We start from the raw sequence: 18,431 nt of genomic DNA, 5'->3' as shown, positions 1-18,431 counted from the left end.
CAATTAATTGGTATGGATATATTGTGAACTGGATTCAAAGAATAGGAATAATACTATAATTTCCCCAATTTCTTTTGTTGTGAATGGGAAGTAGTAAAGATGTAATAGCCCTGGTGGAATGAAAAGTTACGTTCCAGCGGGGCTATTATATGGTAAGAAATATATGATGAAAGGTTTCGAAGCCAACATGTTAAAAAAAGAAAACTGTTGTTTAATTGCGCTTGCATCAGTTCCACTTGTTATGACATTAGGGAATTCAATGCTCATCCCAATTCTGCCGACTATTGAAAAGAAATTACATATTTCATCGTTTCAAGTATCCATGATTATTACAATTTACTCTATCGTAGCCATTCTACTTATACCGATTGCTGGTTATTTATCAGATAGATGGGGACGAAAGATGGTAATGGTTCCGAGTTTGCTGATTGCAGCTATAGGAGGAGCGATAACTGGTTGGGTATCTTGGAAAGTTGATAATCCCTACAATTGGATATTGATTGGTAGAGCGATTCAAGGTATTGGGGCTGCTGGTGCAATGCCAGTTGTTATACCGTGTGTTGGTGATTTATACAAAGACGAAAAACAAGTTAGTACAGGTTTAGGAATCATAGAAACATCCAATACATTTGGGAAAGTGCTGAGCCCTATTTTAGGGTCTGCTCTTGCTGCCGTTGTATGGTTCTTACCATTTTGGGCGATTCCAATTTTATGCGTAGTATCAATTGTTTTATTACTTGTTCTAGTAAAGGCAAAGAAACAAGAAGGAGAAGTACCACCACTTAAAGAGTTTATAAAATCTATTCTGTCTACGTTTCGAGAAAAAGGAAGATGGTTAATTGCCATTTTTGCATTAGGTGCAATTATTATGCTTATTTTATTCGGAATTCTCTTTTATTTGTCGACTATACTGGAATCAAAGTATGACATTCATGGTATATGGAAAGGGTGTGTGCTTGCTATCCCGTTACTTGTACTGTCACTTAGTTCATATATGGCCGGTAAAAAAATTGGAGATAATCAAAATGTTATGAAGAAGTGTATCTATATTGGTTTTTTAATGGCAGCTGCATCAGTCATCATTCCTTTATTTATAAAAGGGATTTATTTACTACTTCTTTGTCTCGTTATTATGGGGATAGGGATTGGTATGGCACTCCCATGTTTAGATGCCCTCATTACACAAGGAATTGAAAAGGAGCAAAGGGGAACAGTTACGTCATTTTACAGTTCAATGCGATTTATCGGTGTAGCAGCTGGACCACCTTTATATTCTTTTTTCATGAAAGGGGCGGACCATGAAGTGTTTTATTTGACAAGTATTTTCGCTGCCATTGGTGCTGTCATAGCAATCATTTGGATTAAACCAGCAAAGGATGCAAAGGCGGTAAAACAGAAACCAGAACCTACTTCATAATTTGTAAGAGAATTGCATGATGTTTTGAGTAACATGCAATTCTCTTTCGTTCATTAAGAATAAATAACTTGTTTTAAAATATAAAGTGCGACACCCCATATGATGAGACCAGAAAATTTATTTAATAATAAAATTGTCTTTCCGGTTGAGTCTAGTCTTTTTAGAAATTTCCCCGCTAAAGCTAAGCTTATAAACCAAATCCAAGAAACGATAATAGTTGCAAGTGTGAAAGCCCACTTTTCACTTCCTATGTATTGAATAGAATTTGTTCCAATTACACCGATTGTGTCTAAAATAGCATGTGGATTTAATAACGAAACTGATGCTGCGAAAAGGATTTGCTTTTTTAAGGGCATACTTTTTTCTTGTGTTACATCGTTGGAAGGGCTACTTCTCCAAATAACAAAGCCCATGTATAGGAGAAAGAAAAATCCAATTATATATAATGAGTTAGTTAGCCAAGAAAAAGTAAGGAGTACAAGGGAGACACCTTGCACTGCAATCAATATGAGTAACGTATCACATATAGAGGCAGTTAATACTACAGGGGCTGCCCTCCAAATGTTTGGTTGGCTCGCACCTTGGTTAAAGACAAAAACATTTTGTACACCTAATGGAATGATAAGTCCAAATGCAAGAATGATACCATGAATAATTGCTTCACTCATCATATTACCTCCTATTTTAATTCATTATGATAGTGTATATTGTATAGAAGAAATGAAAATTTGTATCCATCCATATGGTTGGGGAGGTTACCAACCAAAAAGAATATAAGGTGATATGATGGAAAGATTTGTTTGGAAACCGGATATGTCTCTAGCGACGCCGCTGTATAAACAAATAGAAACGTATATAAAAGAAAGGATCGTTAATGGAGAATGGACCGTTGGAACGAAATTACCTTCACAAAGAGATTTGGCCCATACATTTGGTGTGAATCGAAGCACAATTGTAATGGCTTTCGATGAACTAGTTGCGAAGGGATATATTGAAGGGAATGGCAGGAAAGGAACAATTGTTGTAAATAATAATGAGAATGTTTCAACTTACGCACCCCCGCCTAATTGGCAGTCTTATGTAGAAACAGGACTTCATTATCCGAATCTCCCAGCTATTCAAGAGATTAATCAAGCTGAATTTTACCCACATGTAATTCGGTTAGGAACAGGTGAGCTCGCGCCGAGTCTCTTACCTGAGAAAAAGATGAAAGAAATTATGAATAACCTTTTAAAGTCAAATGTGACGCTTGGGTATGAAGAGCCGAAAGGAAATCTTTATTTAAGGGAAAAGATTTCCGAATACTTAAAGGAGCATGGCGTATATGTATCTCCTGACTCTATATTAATTGTTTCAGGAGCAATTCAAGCGCTGCAACTTATTTCTATGGGGCTTCTTTCGAAAGGGGCATCAATCTTATTAGAGAAACCATCCTATTTATATTCGCTTAATGTTTTTCAATCAGCAGGAGTACGTTTAATTGGAATCCCAATGGATGAAAGCGGGTTACATACATCATATATTAAGAAATATAAGAAGCAATTTAATGCCTCTATTTTATATACAATCCCGTCTTTTCATAATCCAACGAACTTTAGTATGAATGCGAAGAAACGAATAGAAGTGATGGAAATATGTAATGAAATTGGATTACCTATTATAGAGGACGCAGTGTATCAAGACTTATGGTTTGATGCACCTAGTTCGAAACCTTTAAAAGCCTATGATAAAAATGGAATCGTACTACATATTGGAAGCATGTCCAAAGTAATTAGTCCAGGTTTAAGAATTGGATGGATTGTTGGACCCGAGCCAGTAATTCAAAGATTGTCAGACATAAAGATGCAAACAGATTATGGTTCAAGCACTATATCCCAGCAAATTGCAGCAGAGTGGTTTACAAATGGTCTATATGATGAGCATTTGCGATTTGTAAGAAGTGAATTGAAAAAACGAAGAGATTATATGTTACTAATGTTAGATAAATATCTTCGTGAAATAGCAACTTGGCATGAACCAACAGGCGGGTTTTATATATGGGTACATATAAAAGTACCCATTTCATATCGCAGTTTATTTGATAAAGCTCTGCAAGAAAAGGTTTTATTAAACCCAGGTACTTTATATGATAGAAGTGCAAATCAATTTTTGCGCCTATCGTATTCATACGCAACGTTAGAAGAAATTGAAATAGGTATAAAAAAACTTGCACAACTAATGAAAAAGTAAGAGGAGAAAGTAATGAAACAATATGTAATTTGCCAAATGATCAATGGAGAAAAATATTTAGCTGCTTATGCGGAGACGAAGCAAGAGGCGATTGAAAAAGCAGAACTGTTAGGATTAAGAACGGGAAATCGTTACATAGTTATAACTGCAGAAGAAGCCGAAGGCTTAACGTATCCTTAAACAATGTATGAGATTATATAGGAAGTAAATAAGTCTAGTAATATAAGAATTTACTAGGCTTATTTACTATTAAGTTGTTAAACGTTCTCGTATTTATACGCAAAGTAATAATATTATGAGTCAAGTTGACGAAAAAATCGATTTGTCTTTCGGTCTTGATTTCCTTTTCTATACTCATCAATATATTGCCTAAAGTTCCAAGCTTGTAAAAATTTATTAGCAGAGTTATAACCAGAATTGTAAAGCCAGTCTTTTTCTTCCTTCGTCAGTTCAAAATTAGTACTTGTAATCGTTCCTGTTGGAATTGTAATCGTTCTTGCTTTTGATTCCTTATCTAAATGACGTAAATCATGAGCTTGCATCATTGTTTTAAATAGTCCTTTGAACATAGAAATAGGCTCGTTATAGTGAGCAGGGTCAGCTTGAATCTCATCTTTTACAAAATGAAATCCGAAAGTCGGCCAGCGAGGAGCGGTAGGTGAATCGAAGATCCAAATTGGATAATTACTTAGAATTCCTCCGTCAACCATATAACAAGGCTGCTTCCATTTTGGAGTTCTCCATTTTACGGGTTCAAAGAAGAAGGGGATTGTACTACTCATTCTTACCGCTTTAGCGATAGAGAAGCGATAATTTAAAAATCCATAGTTTGGTAAGTCGTCAGGAAAGACAACCATTTTACCATTACTAATATCAGAAGCGATGATTTTGAGTTTGTTTAGATCCGGTAAATCAGTAAATAAATGAACACCTTTTTTTCGAAGTAATTCTTCAATCCATTCTTCTATAAATACATTAGAGTATATACCTAGAGTAGTCCATGCACTTAGTCCTTTTCCGATAAAGGGGATTTTGTCAATAAAGGTTTTCTTCGTAAATTTGTTATAATCGATATCAGTTATAATGGTTTTTAGCTCTGAACAAGAATATCCTGCAGCTAAAAGTGCCGCGATAATTGCACCAGCTGATGTTCCAGCTATACGTTCCCATTCATAACCTTTTTCGGCTAACGCGCAAATTGCCCCAACATGCGCAATACCGCGCACACCGCCTCCTTCAAAAACACCATCAATCTTCATTAAACATACTTCCTTTCAAATAAAAGATTTGGAAATGGCAAAAAAGCACGTATTGTACGTGCTTTTTTACAATGGTTTTTAAGTTTACTAGCAGCCTACAAAGCCGCCCCAACAGCTAGCTCCGATGATGATTAGAAGGATGAATAAAACGATTAATAAAGCGAAACCTCCGTAACCACAACCACCACAGCTACCGCCGTAACCGTAACCGCCGCAACTATATCCGTAACCCATGTGGAATTCCTCCTTATATTAAAAATAAAAATGAACGAGGGGAAAATGTACTGGAAGAACTAAAGAACTATCGTGTTTGTAGGAACAATGTATAGTATGCTTTTTTAAACTTGTTCGCGTACGAAGGATAAGCCCGTTTTTGGGAGGCTTGTTGATTTTGTAAAGAATGAAGTATAATCTTTGTACTATGATATAAATAAGTATGTAAATGTAAGGAGAATTTATGAATAAAAAAATTGAAGTATTAATTGATAAATATGAACTAACACACTTGAAAGAGGAACTTATTAATACTGTATTTCCTTGTATAAAAGTTGTGCCAAAGCAGCAGGAAACTGTTGCGATAGGTAGTTCGAAAATGGGAGGAGTTCCTGATTTACCAGCTTTATTTGAATATCCAAAGCATAAAGGAAATCCACTACAATTTATCGCGCAATTTAACTTAAGTGATTTACAAAACGTTGGTATGGATCACAATCTTCCTAAGACGGGGATGCTGTATTTCTTTTGCATTGAAAATTATTTTGAAGAAAATGTGAAGCTAACAGAGGGTGGGCGTGTACTTTATTATGATGTTCCTGTAGAGCAATTACGAAGAGGAAATGAAGTACAAGCGAAATATAACCAGTGTGCAATTACTTTTGAACTGACATACAAATTACCAGAACTTTTCATTGAAGATGAGGCTGATTCAGATCGTTTCTTGCAATTACTTGAAGAGCTAATTCCGGATAACTACGATAACCATCAAATGTTTGGTGAGCCATTCTCTGTACAAGAAGAAGTGTTATATGAGACGGGAGAATATATGGGAGTAGACCCTCAGCAAATGACTCTTTTATTCCAAATTGATTCAGATCATAAAAATTGTAATATGGTTTGGGGAGAACTAGGGATGCTATATTTCTGTATTAGTAATGAAGATTTGAAAAATCAACGTTTTGAAAATACATGCTGCGTATTACAAACATGCTAATGAAAAAAGGTTGTTCTTTTTAAAAGAACAACCTTTTTATGTGAATTAGTTAATATGCATAATCTCATATGACCTATACGAAAAAGTATTGTATACTCTGAAACTATACGATACTTTTTCGTATAGTTATAGAATATAAGGAGTGACAAGATGGGAAAGACAAGTAAGTATGTGACAGCTGCCGCACTTTGTTCAACTATAGTAATGGGAGGCTTACAAGCGTCATCTGTATCTTATGCAGCTACAAATCCGACTACAGTGACAGCACAATCAGATGTAAAGTTATTAGATGATTTCAGAAAAGAATTAAAAAAACAGATTGATAATCGAGAAGAAAATATTACAATCACATATAAAACAAAAGATAGAAATGCTAGAAATATTATGGATCAATTGTATGGTGAGTTTAATAAAATTGTAGATGCTGATGAGTATGTAAAATATAATGTAGCGTCTACTAGATATTCCATTAAAGGAATGCCAGGGGACTATACGTTTACACTGCAAGTAAAATACCGTGAATCAAAAGAACAAACTCAATATGTAAAAGCTCAGGCGAAATCAATTGTTGGATCAATTGTAAAACCAGGGATGGATGAGCATGAGAAAGTAAAAGCTATTCACGATTACGTTGTTAAGCATGTGTCTTATGATACGTCTTATCAAGCGTATACAGCATATGAAGCATTAGCGAATCGTTCTGCCGTTTGCCAAGGATATACATTATTGACGTATGAGTTGTTAAAAGAGGCAGGTATTCAAAATCATATTGTAACAGGCACAGGAAACGGACAAGCTCACGCGTGGAATTTAGTGAACATTGAAAACAAATGGTATCACCTAGATACTACATTTGATGATCCAGTACCAGATAAAGCAGGGCGTGCAACTTACTCATATTTTAATATGTCTGACGAACAGTTAAGTAAAGATCATGAATGGGATCGTAGCAAATATCCAGCGGCAACTACAAGTTATTTTGGTGAATTAACAAATAAAATAAAAGCTGGTAGCTCAAAAACTGTCGTATATGAGCAGATGTTAAAAGAAACAAATTTACAATACTTATCTGCAGAATACGGAGCAGAAAATTATAATGAATTTAAGCAAAAGTTGCAGCAAAAGTTTGCAGCCAAACCAGAAAAAGTAGAAGTACGATATAAGCAGTCCATGGATGGGACGATGCAAGATATAAAGAAAGTATTAAATGAAATAAATTGGCCAAAAGGTGCAAAGCGTGTGTCTTATCAAGTAGCGCCTTACAGTGCATTGGCGGGTTATTCATTAGCGACAATTACATTTACGTATTAAGCAATGAGAAAGAGCATCTGTAAAAGATGCTCTTTTTATATTTATCGATCACTTTAAAATTTTGGGAATTATGTGATAAAATAAAAAGGAGAGGATGTGAATGCTGAATGAACTTGTTCGAAAGTAATATTTTTACATTGATATATACTTGTTTAGTAATCGGACTTATCGTTTTGTTTTTCATATCATTTACTTTGTTTATTAGAAGAGTATTACAAAGCAGTGCTGCAAAGAAACACCACGTGATTAATATGAACCAGAAGCTAGATCGAATCATTGAATTGCTTGAAAAAGATAAGAAATAGCGATAGAAGAGGTATGAAAAGGGGAAAGAGAATGGCCAATTATATAAAAGAATTACGTGAAAAAGTAGGACATGATTATGTTTTCTTAAACTTTGCCGGTGGTTGTGTATTTAATAAAGAAGGAGAAGTATTACTGCAAAAAAGAGGAGACTTTAACGCTTGGGGATTTCCAGGTGGTGCAATGGAGATAGGAGAATCAGCTGCGGAAACTGCAATCCGAGAAATAAAAGAAGAAACCGGGTATGATGTAGAAATAAATGAGCTTATTGGAGTGTATACAAAATATTTTCAATCATATCCAAATGGAGACAAGGCCCAGTCAATTGTGATGTTCTTTTCATTCTCAATAGTTGGAGGTGACAAAAAAGTAGATGGTGATGAAACGTTGGATTTGAAGTTTTTCCCGTTAGACGACATGCCACCGTTATTTTGTAAACAACATGAAGATTGCCTGCAAGATTTATTGGAGAAAAGAGTAGGGGTATATCGTTAACATATAAAAAAGAAGCTAAATGAAGATTAGCTTCTTTTTTATGTTTAATTTATTTCCACCAATCATCAAACATTGACGCTGGTACTTGTCTTTTATGCTCACTCACTGTGTAACGTTTTTCAATTTTCTCTGCAACGTCAGCTGGAACTGCTTTACCTTCTAAATAATCATCTAATTGATCATAAGTAATACCTAACTCTGTTTCATCAGCTTGACCTGGTTTTTCATCTAATAAATCAGCTGTTGGCATTTTTAAGTACAGTCGCTCGTCTGCGCCTAACTCTTGTAATAATGCACGTCCTTGGCGCTTCGTTAATCCCGTTAATGGTAATAAATCTGCACCACCATCTCCGAATTTTGTAAAGAACCCTGTTACAGCTTCTGCAGCGTGATCTGTTCCGATAACAAGTAGCCCTTTTTGTCCACCAATTGCATATTGAGTAACCATACGGATACGTGCTTTCACGTTACCTTTATTGAAATCTGTTAATGATTCACCCAATAAGTTTTCATATTGATTTGAAAAAGCATCAACAGTTGAAGCAATATCAAATGCAACAGATTGATCTGCTTGAATGAATTGTAATGCTAATTGTGCATCATCTTCATCTTTTTGTACTTTATAAGGAAGACGCACGGCGATAAACGTTGCATTACCACCTTCGTTACGAATTTCTTCAACTGCAAGTTGTGCTAAGCGTCCTGCTAATGTAGAGTCTTGTCCGCCGCTAATACCAAGTACAAATCCTTTTGCACCTGTTTTTTTTACATAATCCTTTAAGAAATCAACTCGTTTACGAATTTCAATTTTTGGATCAATTACAGGCTGAACATGTAATGCTTTCATAATCTGTTCTTGTAATGTCATTATGTTTCCTCCTATTCATATTAAAGCGGTAATTAAGTTTATATGTATAATGGTACATACTTCTATCCTTTATTATTTCGCAAAATTAACGAATATACAATAGGATGTGTGTATGAATATGAATGTAGTCATTATAAATAAAGTACTACGTATAAGCAATTTTTTTAAACCTTTCAAAAATGTAAGGTTTTTGTCATTTGAATCGATGGAAGGTATTTCCGCACTTTACTAATATAAAAACATAGATAGTAGAAGGGCGGAGAAGTAATATGAACATTAGAGAACTAGCATATCGGAATGTAACCCGAAATAGACGGACATACTCAGCCTATTTTTTGAGTAGTGCATTTGCAATTATGGCCTTTTTTGTGTATTCATTTTTTGCGTTTCATCCGGCATTAAGTGCAGGAGAATTAGGTCAGTACGTATTCGTAAGTATGTCTTTTGCACAGTCTATTATTTACTTATTTACATTCTTCTTTATTTTATATTCGATGGGAATGTTTTTAAAAACGAGAAAGCGTGAACTAGGAATTTTAATGATGCTAGGTATGACGAAATATCAATTAAAGCGTCTTATCTTTTTTGAAAATATTATGATTGGAATAGGGGCAATTATTTTTGGTATTCTTTCAGGTATGTTATTTTCAGGGGGATTACTATTTGTCGCTCCGATGATATTGAAACTAGATATCTCCTTATCCTATTACATACCGATGAAAGCAATTGTTGTAACGAGTATTATGTTTTTTATTTTATTTATGATCATATCATTGTTTAGTGCAGGAATGATTCGTAAAAATAAGATTATGAAGTTGTTTAGAGGATCAGCAGAGGCGAAACCGGAACCGAAAGCATCAATCATTTCTTCCATATTAGCAGTAGTATTGCTTAGTGCTGGCTATGTAGGAGCTCTTCTATCACATGGAGCAATGGTATTTATTATGATGATTCCTGTTACAACGGTAGTTATTATTGGGACGTATTTGTTGTACAAGCAGCTGAGTGTCTTTATTATTCGATTATGTAAAAAAAGTAAACGTTTCTATTGGACACAGACTAATATTATTACGTTATCAGATTTAGCGTATCGCATGAGAGATAACGCAAGAATGTTCTTTATTGTAACCATTATTTCTACTGTAGCATTTTCCGCAATAGGGACATTAGTTGGCTTCGCATCCATGACGAAAGGGATAATGGAGAGACCGATTTCGTTTCATTACCATTCTAAGCAAGGGAATAGTAACGAATCACAGCATATACAAATGATTGACAAAGGATTAAAGAAACATAGTATAGCAGCTTCAAAAACTAATATTTCGACAAAGAAAACGGAGGAACAGTCGTTAAGAAGTGCCATTTTTATAAAAGAATCAGACTATAAGAAATATGCAAAGTTAACAGAAGAACCATTTAATACTGTAGCAAATAAAGAAGTTGTATTTTTGTCAGCTAATATACCAGGGCCAACGATGAAAGAAAGAAAAGAAATTACTTTACCTAATATGAATGAAAATTTAAAAGTGAAAAAAGTTACTTCATCTTCATTGGGGAAAATATTAAGAGGAAATGTTTATGTAATCTCTAATAGTCAATATGATTCATTACAAGATGGGTTTATAGAGACAAAAGATTATATGTATAAAACTGAAAGAACGAAAGATGAGATTGAAATTGGTAAAGAGCTTACGCATCAAATTAAACCGTATCAAGAATATTCAACGTTTAGTGCGGAAGAGTACGAGCAAAACCAAAGTTTACAAATTGCAGGACCGATTTTATTTGTAGGTTTCTTTATAGGTATAGTATTTTTCGTTTGCGCAGGAAGTTTCCTTTACTTCCGTTTATTCTCCGATTTGGAGGATGATGTTCGTTTGTTCGAAATGATTCGTAAAGTTGGATTGACAAGTAGGGAATTATCGAAGGTAGTTACAATTCGATTGGCGCTTTTATTCTTCGTTCCAATTGGTGTTGCAACATTACATGGAGCAGTAGCCTTAACGGCGTTAGGGCAAATGTTTGAGTACTCATTGTTTAAAGAAAATACAGTTGTATTAAGTATTTTCATAGTTATTCAAGTTGTATACTTCTTACTTATAAGATCCCGTTATGTAAAACAATTAAAAGAGAGATTACGTATGCATTAAATGTGTTTTTTTAACTCGAGTACAAAATTTTCTAAAAAGAGGCAAGTATTGTCAAAAAGTGATAAAATGGAAAAAGCGAGGTGAAAAAATTAATAGAGAGTAAGGGGGGAGAAATATGAAAGCAACAGGAGTTATTCGAAAAGTAGACGAATTAGGACGAATTGTTATCCCTAAAGAATTACGCGATGTATTGGGAATACAAATCAAATCACCGCTTGAAATTTTTGTAGAAGCAGATAAAATCATTTTACAAAAATATCAACCTTACAATGCTTGCCAAATCACAGGTGATGTTTCAGGGCAGAATATTACATTAGCAAATGGAAATATTACAGTTGGCATAGAGGGAGCGGAATATTTAGTAAAAGAAATAGAAAAGTTTTTAAACAAGAGTGAGGTTTAGTCTTAATTTATATTATTTTTCAAATACATATCATTCTTTTAAAAGACTGTAAGAGGACCATTAATTGGTCCTCTTATTTTGGTTAGTAGTTGAACGACTCGGGTTGTTACTTCCTACAAATCATAGGGAAAATAAAGAAGTATTATAGAGGTAGTAAATGATGTTGAGAAATATTTGAAAAGAAGGAAAACAAAAAGAATAAAACGAATGTTACATTTACACGTATTCAAAAGTGGTCTGAAATGAAAATAATACATTTTCAGGAGGGATTACGATGAGTAGTACAGTGAATAAACAAAAAGGTATACAATTGATTCCGTTTACCGTAAATAAGGTGGTAGAACAAGTAAATGAAATTCCACCAGGTGTACAACTGATTCACGCTCCGCAAGTATGGGAAAAGAGTGTGAAGGGGCAAGATGTAGTCGTTGCCGTATTAGATACAGGGTGTGATACTAATCATATAGATTTAAAAGATCGTATTATCGGCGGAAGAAATTTCACAAAAGATTATGAAGCTGATCCAAATGTGTATCTTGATAATAACGGGCATGGTACTCATGTTGCGGGAACGATTGCCGCGACTGAAAATGGTGTCGGTGTATTAGGAGTTGCACCACTTGCTAAAATGTTAGTATTAAAAGTTTTAGCGGGAGATGGTTCTGGAAGTTATGAGCAAATTATTGAGGCAATTCATTATGCTGTAAATTGGAGAGGGCCGAATCAAGAGAAAGTGAGAATTATTTCAATGTCACTTGGTGGTCCGCAAGATGTTCCAGAATTACATGAAGCAATTCAAAATGCGGTAAAGCAGGATGTTCTCGTTGTATGTGCTGCTGGAAATAATGGAGATTGCGATGATGAAACAGAGGAACTAGACTTTCCGGGTGCGTACTCCGAGGTAATTGAAGTTGGTGCCGTTAATTTAGAGCGGAAGATTGCATGTTTTAGTAATTCAAATCAAGAAATTGATCTAGTAGCGCCAGGTGATGAAATATTATCTACGTATCCAGAAGGAAAATATGCTGTGTTAAGTGGAACTTCCATGGCGACGCCGCATGTTGCTGGAGCGCTCGCCTTGCTCATTAAACAGTGTGAGAAAGAATACGGTCGAAAGTTATCGGAGCCGGAAATATATGCACAACTCATTAAAAGAACTGTACCTTTAGGGTACGAACGTACATCTGAAGGGAATGGATTAATAGATTTATTAAAAGAATAGCCATATTAAAAAAACATCTCATATGAATATGAGATGTTTTTTTAATATGGCTCTGTCGCATGTAATACAACTTGTAATAAACCTGGGAATCTAGCGTTTAAATCTTCTTCACGAATTGAAATGAAACGTTGTGTTCCTTCAAGGCGCGTGTACATAACACCTGACTCACGTAAAACTTTGAAATGGTGAGATAAAGTTGATTTTGCAACAGGGATGTTTAAAGCACCACAAGATTGTTCATTTTTCTCTAGTAACATATTTACAATTTGTAAACGAATTTGATCGCTAAGTGCATATAAGACAGAAGAAAATTGAATTTCTTCTCGATTTGGATGATAGAGTGTACGCATATTTCACCTACTTGTATAAGTTAAGATATTTGCACTATAACATATAAAGTGGTATATTTCTATTGTTCGAATATATTCGAACAATAGAAATATAGGGGGAGAAAAAATGAAGTATATAAAATTGCAAAAGGCAGGATTAAATATTTCAAAGTTGGGTTTAGGTACAAATGCAGTAGGGGGACATAATTTATATGCTGATGTGAATGAAGAAGAAGGAAAGCGATTAGTAGAAGAAGCTATTCAGCAAGGGATTACATTTTTTGATACAGCAGATTCATATGGTTTCGGTAGATCGGAGGAATTAGTAGGAGAAGTATTAAAGGGAAAACGTCATGAGTTTATACTTGCTACAAAAGGTGGAATTCAACCGTTGTTAAATGGAGAAACTTATATTAACAATGAACCAAGTTATTTAAGGAATGCTGTGGAAAATAGCTTAAGAAGATTACAGACTGAATATATTGATTTATATTATTTACACTTTACAAATCCTGAAACAAGTTACATAGATTCAATCGGAGAGCTTACTCATTTAAAAGAAGAAGGGAAAATTCGTTCAATTGGAATATCGAACGTAAACATAGAACAATTAAAAGAGGCGAATCAACATGGTCATATAGATGTTGTACAATCTCCATACAATATGTTAGAACGTACAGCTGAGGAAGAACTGTTGCCGTATTGTATAGAAGCGGGTATTTCATTTATTCCATATGGGCCTCTTGCTTTTGGAATATTAGGCGGAAAATATACAGAAGATTTTAAATTAAATGAAGTCGATTGGCGTCAAAATGTAAATCTATTTGAAGAAAATACATATAAGAGTAATTTTAAGAAAGTGAATAAGTTAAAAGGGCTAGCTAAAGAAAATGATATTGAAGTGTCTCATTTAGCGTTAGCATGGTTATTAAATAAAGAAGGGATTGATACTGTTATACCTGGTGGAAAGCGGGCAGAGCAGGTAAGAGAAAGTGTGAAAGCGGTAGATGTTGCATTGAATGAAAGAGTCATGAAAGAAATCCAATCTATTTTAGAAGATTAGTTAAACAGAGGGAGAGTACCCTCTGTTTATATAAGGAGAAGGTCTAAATGAACAGAGTACTAGCTGTATTTTTTATGATAATGTTTATGATCGGTACAGATACTTTCTTAATTTCACCACTGTTGCCGACATTGCAACAGGCGTATCATGTTTCAACTGAGTTGTCAGGATGGATGGTGAGTTCGTATGCTTTAGGGTATGCTGGATTTGCACTTGTGGCTGGTCCTATATCAGATGGATTAAACAGAAAAAAAGTAATGGTACTAGGTATGAGTTTTTTTGCAATAAGTACGTTTTTTTGTGGAATTGCACCGAGTTTTTTATGGATGCTAACATTTAGATTTTTAGCAGGTGTAAGTGCAGCTTTTGTATCTCCACAAGTGTGGGCATCTATTCCGCTCCTTATAGAGAAGAAGCAAATTGTGAAAGCAATTGGGGTTGCAACAGCAGGGTTATCAATCTCTCAAATTTTAGGGCTGCCACTGGGAGCTTATTTAGCAACGATACATTATACAATTCCATTCTATTTCATTGGTATATTATCAGCACTACTTGTCATTCTTATTTATGTTGTATTACCAGAAATACAGTCGGTTCATATAGGTGGAAATAAAAAAGCGATTTTACAGCGTTATAAACAATTACTTACAGATTCAAAGGTTTCACTTTCTTATTTTGCATACTTTGTTTTTCAAACCGGAAATTTTGCTGCATTTTCATTTTTTGGTGTATGGCTTTCCATTCAATTTGGCTTACAAGTTGATGAAGTAGGTACAGCTATGCTCGTATTAGGATTAGGAAATTTAATTGCTAATATTTTTGGTCCTAGAATCGTAAATAAAATTGGTTATAACCTTTCTTTCTATGGTGGAATTATATTTACAGCAGTGCTATATGTATTACTTCCTCATGTAAAGAACATTGTATTGGTGGAGTTATTGTTCTTTGCTTTATTTTTTGTGACAGGAATTTTGTTTGTATTAATGATGAGGCACTTACAAAACATGTCTAGTGTAGCAAGAGGAACAGGAGCCGCGCTTGCAAATGCTTCTATGTACATTGGTCAAATGATTGGTGCGGCAATAGCTGGAATGTTATTTGCAATATCTCACAATTTTATACTTATAGGTAGTTTTACTGCGTTACTATATATAGGAGCTTTATTTTTGTTTAGAAAAAGTGAAAAAATTACTGAAAATAGTGAAACAGGAATTGCATCATAAAGCTTGTATAAATATTTCGTAAATCAGAATTAATAAGAGTGTGAATACATGAATGTGCTTTTAATTAAAGTGGTTACTAAAAGTATAGAAATAGTAGAAGAAATGTATTGTAACAAAGTTATGAGGAATCAAAAAATAAAAATCCCTATAAAGATAGGGATTTATATATCGGCATATAGTTCCTTGGAAAAGGATATACTTAGTTTAGCATATCGGACTACTTATATTTGTGAAATAGATGTGAAAGTAATGTGAAAAGTATTGTAATAAAAAGCACTGTTTTAGCTAATGTAGCTAAAACAGTGCTTTTCTCTTTGATTGAACAGTTGCAGCATTTTCATCATGTATACCTGCATCTTTTATAATTCGTTGTTTTGCTTTATTTAATAGATGGTTTACTGCTTCGCCAAAATAGTTAGCTTCGCTTTTTGTGCGGGCTTCTCGTAAACATTTATAGTTTTCTAGCAGTTCCTCTTTTTCGGAGTTTGTTAAGAAATCTTCTATTTTCTTTTTTGTCATACGAAACACCCTTTCTCCTGACAAACGACGCAATAGAAAATATTTATTTCTCATTATAACAATAATTTTAAAAGAAAGTATACACTAACGTCGCAATAATTTGTCAATTTCTTGAATCTTCTCATCAGCTTTCCCAATTTGCGTATTTTTAGCCTGTTCGCCACCAAGAGCTTGATGTAGTAAAAAAGTTTGACCGGAAATAGCAGTTACAATGGATACTTTTATAATTTCTTTTATTGTGGTGACATCGAATAAAACGAGCCCAAGAAGTGCGGCTAGGCTACCAGTAAAAATATCAGTTAAAAATCCAAAATGAAAAAATGTTTTCAAACGGCGTGGAAGCAATAACTTACCTTGGTTATTGATTAGATGGGAAACGAAGCCGGTAATGCCACCAACGAGAACAGCGGTTAGCCATTGATACATTTCCATCGAATCCACTCCTTTTAGTGAATAAGATTCGATTATTTTATATTGATTCCTTTTAATATTTCATATAAGCATATTGAGAAAGTTTGTTTGGGTATATTTTGTATTCAAATTAATTATAACAGAAAATTTAGATAGATTTCAGTCTATTATATGAATCATTTTTACAATAATATGAATGCAGAAAGGGGTGCGTGATATGAATATAGATTATCGAATAAGAAGTGTAGATGGTTATACAAAAAAATAGGGGAATTAGTAAGCCTGCTTGAGCATACGAGAGCTGTAACATTAGGCGAAGTAAAAAATTTATCAGTTGAGCAATTAGATTTAATTATGCAAAGCAGCGGAAATTCAATTGGCGCCTTATTAAAGCATATAGCAGCTATTGAAAAAGTTCATCAGCTTATTTCATTTCAAGATCATGACTTTACAAAAGAAGAATTAGAAATATGGGAAGATGCACTGTATTTAGGGGAAGCGGGTAGAGCAATCCGTGGTCATGAAATACAATATTATGTACAACTTCTACAAAGTGTTCGAGAAGAATCTCTGAAGTATTTAAGTGAACAAGGTGATGAGTGGCTCATGTTAGAAAGAAAGTGGCCTAACTATGGTTTCATGTGCTAGAAGATGAAATTAGTCATCGAGGACAAATTAGAATGCTCAAAAACAAGTTATTTGAAAATTACGTAAAATAATGTAGCTTTTTATAGGAGAATTCCATATAATGAGAATAATTAAAATAAGAACGGGGTGATGTATTATGGCGAAAATAACTTATATGAATAATCAACCAAATACAAAGGTGGATGGAAAGGGCGATATTATATAAGGTAATTCGCAATCCTTCCACTTAGTACAAACTAGGGAGGATATTTATTTGAATCAAAATATTTTAGAATCTTTTGGCTGGGATTCATTTTTTGAAGAACAAGTTACAGAGAAAAATTATGAAGTAGGTCGTATTTTACTTGAGCATAAGCATATATATCGCATTATTTGTAATGATGGTGAATATATGGCAGAACTGTCTGGGAAGTTTCGGCATGAAGCGATTACGAAAGGCGATTATCCAGCAGTTGGTGATTGGGTGTATATAAAGAAAATAGAAGATGAAAAGAAAGCGATTATTCATCGTATTTTCCAGCGAAGAAGCTCTTTCTCAAGACAAGAGGCTGGAACAAGAACAGAAGAACAGATTATAGCAGCAAATGTAGATTATTTATTTTTAGTGAATGCACTTAATCATGATTTTAATGTTAGAAGGATGGAACGTTATTTATTATTAGCGTATGAAAGCGGCGCTATGCCAGTTATTGTTTTAACAAAGAGTAGTATATGTAATGATGTGGAAGAGAAAATTGTAGAAACGGAAGCTATAGCAATTGGTGTTCCTATTTTCGTTGTTGATAGTTTAGAGCATACAGGTATAGATTCGTTGAAACAATTCGTTTCTTCAGGGAAAACAATTGCTTTAGTTGGATCATCAGGGGTAGGAAAGTCAACTTTGTTAAATGCTCTAATAGGAATTGATGTAGCAAAAACGGGAGATATACGTGAAGAGGATAGTAGGGGGAGGCATACGACAACGCATCGAGAATTATTCCAATTGCCTAGTGGCGCTCTCGTGATTGATACGCCTGGCATGAGGGAATTGCAACTTTGGGAAGGCAGCGAAGCGATTCAAACAGCATTCTCTGATATTGAAGAACTTGCGACAACATGTCGTTTCCGTGATTGTAAGCATGAGAATGAACCAGGATGCGCGGTGTATAGTGCAATTGAAAACGGACTTATTACGATAGATCGTTTGAAAAGCTATAAAAAATTACAAAGAGAACTGGCGTATTTTATGAGGAAACAAGATGCAATCCTTGCCAGAGCAGAGCGTGATAAATGGAAGAAAATTTCTAAACAACATAAAAAAATGTAAAAACCAAAGGGGCCCCTTTGGTTTTTTCTATTTGTAAATTTTATAATAATATTATTCATATATAT

At 34.3% G+C, this 18,431-nt stretch carries 21 protein-coding genes and 1 pseudogene; 15 read left to right on the top strand and 7 right to left on the bottom strand.

Annotation, left to right across the window (positions count from 1 at the left end):
- Positions 1-187: 187 nt before the first annotated feature.
- The gene (gene bcbE / locus GBN78_RS13585) at positions 188-1,417 is read left to right on the top strand and encodes a bacillibactin exporter BcbE (protein WP_033667350.1); all 1,230 of its coding nucleotides are present in this window, start codon (positions 188-190) and stop codon (positions 1,415-1,417) included.
- A gap of 53 nt (positions 1,418-1,470) precedes the next feature.
- On the opposite strand, the gene GBN78_RS13580 is transcribed toward bcbE, so the two are convergent.
- Complete coding sequence (locus GBN78_RS13580; RefSeq protein WP_152127471.1) at positions 1,471-2,085, bottom strand: LysE/ArgO family amino acid transporter; 615 nt, start codon at positions 2,083-2,085, stop codon at positions 1,471-1,473.
- Between the two features lie 118 nt (positions 2,086-2,203).
- On the opposite strand from GBN78_RS13580, the gene GBN78_RS13575 reads away from it, so the two are divergent.
- Entirely contained in the window at positions 2,204-3,646 is a 1,443-nt protein-coding gene (locus GBN78_RS13575; protein WP_098536626.1) for an aminotransferase-like domain-containing protein, read from the top strand.
- A gap of 12 nt (positions 3,647-3,658) precedes the next feature.
- Positions 3,659-3,826: a DUF3933 family protein gene (locus tag GBN78_RS13570; RefSeq protein ID WP_000816389.1), complete on the top strand. Its 168-nt coding sequence runs from the start codon at positions 3,659-3,661 to the stop codon at positions 3,824-3,826.
- Between the two features lie 113 nt (positions 3,827-3,939).
- Here the strand turns inward: GBN78_RS13570 and GBN78_RS13565 are convergent, their stop codons facing one another.
- Positions 3,940-4,905 carry a patatin-like phospholipase family protein gene (locus GBN78_RS13565; RefSeq protein ID WP_152127470.1) on the bottom strand — a complete coding sequence of 322 codons (966 nt, stop codon included), beginning with the start codon at positions 4,903-4,905 and terminating at the stop codon, positions 3,940-3,942.
- An 87-nt stretch (positions 4,906-4,992) separates the two neighbouring features.
- Positions 4,993-5,139, bottom strand: a complete 147-nt coding sequence (locus tag GBN78_RS13560) for a YjcZ family sporulation protein (RefSeq protein ID WP_000540425.1) — start codon at positions 5,137-5,139, stop codon at positions 4,993-4,995.
- A gap of 223 nt (positions 5,140-5,362) precedes the next feature.
- Here GBN78_RS13560 and GBN78_RS13555 point away from each other — a divergent pair, with 223 nt between their 5' ends.
- The 4 genes from GBN78_RS13555 to GBN78_RS13540 all read left to right on the top strand — a co-directional run bounded on the left by GBN78_RS13555 (position 5,363) and on the right by GBN78_RS13540 (position 8,224).
- Positions 5,363-6,115: a YwqG family protein gene (locus GBN78_RS13555; protein WP_001034837.1), complete on the top strand. Its 753-nt coding sequence runs from the start codon at positions 5,363-5,365 to the stop codon at positions 6,113-6,115.
- Positions 6,116-6,265: 150 nt separating this feature from the next.
- Positions 6,266-7,426, top strand: a complete 1,161-nt coding sequence (locus tag GBN78_RS13550) for a transglutaminase domain-containing protein (protein ID WP_000520857.1) — start codon at positions 6,266-6,268, stop codon at positions 7,424-7,426.
- Positions 7,427-7,533: 107 nt separating this feature from the next.
- Entirely contained in the window at positions 7,534-7,731 is a 198-nt protein-coding gene (locus tag GBN78_RS13545; protein ID WP_001048102.1) for a DUF4083 domain-containing protein, read from the top strand.
- A gap of 31 nt (positions 7,732-7,762) precedes the next feature.
- Positions 7,763-8,224 carry an NUDIX hydrolase gene (locus GBN78_RS13540; RefSeq protein ID WP_000024999.1) on the top strand — a complete coding sequence of 154 codons (462 nt, stop codon included), beginning with the start codon at positions 7,763-7,765 and terminating at the stop codon, positions 8,222-8,224.
- 49 nt (positions 8,225-8,273) lie between these two features.
- On the opposite strand, the gene nadE is transcribed toward GBN78_RS13540, so the two are convergent.
- A complete protein-coding gene (nadE, locus tag GBN78_RS13535) occupies positions 8,274-9,092 on the bottom strand; it encodes an ammonia-dependent NAD(+) synthetase (protein WP_000174891.1) in 819 nt (272 codons plus the stop codon).
- A 269-nt stretch (positions 9,093-9,361) separates the two neighbouring features.
- Here nadE and GBN78_RS13530 point away from each other — a divergent pair, with 269 nt between their 5' ends.
- From GBN78_RS13530 to GBN78_RS13520, 3 genes are all read left to right on the top strand, one after another.
- Complete coding sequence (locus tag GBN78_RS13530; protein WP_001025977.1) at positions 9,362-11,242, top strand: FtsX-like permease family protein; 1,881 nt, start codon at positions 9,362-9,364, stop codon at positions 11,240-11,242.
- A 115-nt stretch (positions 11,243-11,357) separates the two neighbouring features.
- On the top strand, positions 11,358-11,645 hold the full coding sequence (locus GBN78_RS13525) for an AbrB/MazE/SpoVT family DNA-binding domain-containing protein (protein WP_000648325.1): 288 nt from the start codon (positions 11,358-11,360) through the stop codon (positions 11,643-11,645).
- A gap of 274 nt (positions 11,646-11,919) precedes the next feature.
- Positions 11,920-12,867, top strand: coding sequence for a serine protease (locus tag GBN78_RS13520; RefSeq protein ID WP_000099756.1), 948 nt, complete (start codon positions 11,920-11,922; stop codon positions 12,865-12,867).
- A gap of 41 nt (positions 12,868-12,908) precedes the next feature.
- Here GBN78_RS13520 and GBN78_RS13515 read toward each other — a convergent pair whose 3' ends face one another.
- Positions 12,909-13,217 (bottom strand): ArsR/SmtB family transcription factor, encoded by a 309-nt coding sequence (locus GBN78_RS13515; RefSeq protein ID WP_001259906.1) that lies wholly within the window; start codon positions 13,215-13,217, stop codon positions 12,909-12,911.
- Between the two features lie 106 nt (positions 13,218-13,323).
- Here GBN78_RS13515 and GBN78_RS13510 point away from each other — a divergent pair, with 106 nt between their 5' ends.
- Genes GBN78_RS13510 through GBN78_RS30995 form a run of 3 tightly spaced genes read left to right on the top strand, consistent with a single transcriptional unit; the run spans position 13,324 to position 15,737 of the window.
- Positions 13,324-14,259: an aldo/keto reductase gene (locus GBN78_RS13510; protein WP_000874082.1), complete on the top strand. Its 936-nt coding sequence runs from the start codon at positions 13,324-13,326 to the stop codon at positions 14,257-14,259.
- A gap of 47 nt (positions 14,260-14,306) precedes the next feature.
- Entirely contained in the window at positions 14,307-15,482 is a 1,176-nt protein-coding gene (locus GBN78_RS13505) for an MFS transporter (RefSeq protein WP_152127469.1), read from the top strand.
- 48 nt (positions 15,483-15,530) lie between these two features.
- Positions 15,531-15,737 carry a hypothetical protein gene (locus GBN78_RS30995; protein WP_001101741.1) on the top strand — a complete coding sequence of 69 codons (207 nt, stop codon included), beginning with the start codon at positions 15,531-15,533 and terminating at the stop codon, positions 15,735-15,737.
- 39 nt (positions 15,738-15,776) lie between these two features.
- On the opposite strand, the gene GBN78_RS13495 is transcribed toward GBN78_RS30995, so the two are convergent.
- Both GBN78_RS13495 and GBN78_RS13490 read right to left on the bottom strand, forming a co-directional pair.
- Positions 15,777-16,001 carry a hypothetical protein gene (locus GBN78_RS13495; RefSeq protein ID WP_000162602.1) on the bottom strand — a complete coding sequence of 75 codons (225 nt, stop codon included), beginning with the start codon at positions 15,999-16,001 and terminating at the stop codon, positions 15,777-15,779.
- A gap of 84 nt (positions 16,002-16,085) precedes the next feature.
- Positions 16,086-16,433 (bottom strand): DUF4257 domain-containing protein, encoded by a 348-nt coding sequence (locus GBN78_RS13490; RefSeq protein WP_048372681.1) that lies wholly within the window; start codon positions 16,431-16,433, stop codon positions 16,086-16,088.
- Positions 16,434-16,629: 196 nt separating this feature from the next.
- Between GBN78_RS13490 and GBN78_RS13485 the strand changes: the two are divergent.
- Together GBN78_RS13485 and rsgA are read left to right on the top strand one after the other, a co-directional pair.
- Positions 16,630-17,131, top strand: a pseudogene (locus GBN78_RS13485) (DinB family protein).
- Positions 17,132-17,313: 182 nt separating this feature from the next.
- Positions 17,314-18,366, top strand: a complete 1,053-nt coding sequence (gene rsgA, locus GBN78_RS13480; protein ID WP_001073075.1) for a ribosome small subunit-dependent GTPase A — start codon at positions 17,314-17,316, stop codon at positions 18,364-18,366.
- Positions 18,367-18,431 lie beyond the last annotated feature (65 nt).

This window comes from Bacillus sp. B2-WWTP-C-10-Post-4, from assembly GCF_009183805.1.
Classification (GTDB): Bacteria; Bacillota; Bacilli; order Bacillales; family Bacillaceae_G; genus Bacillus_A; species Bacillus_A cereus.
Note: the sequence above shows the minus strand (reverse complement) of the source record. Positions and strands in the feature narration are given on the sequence as shown.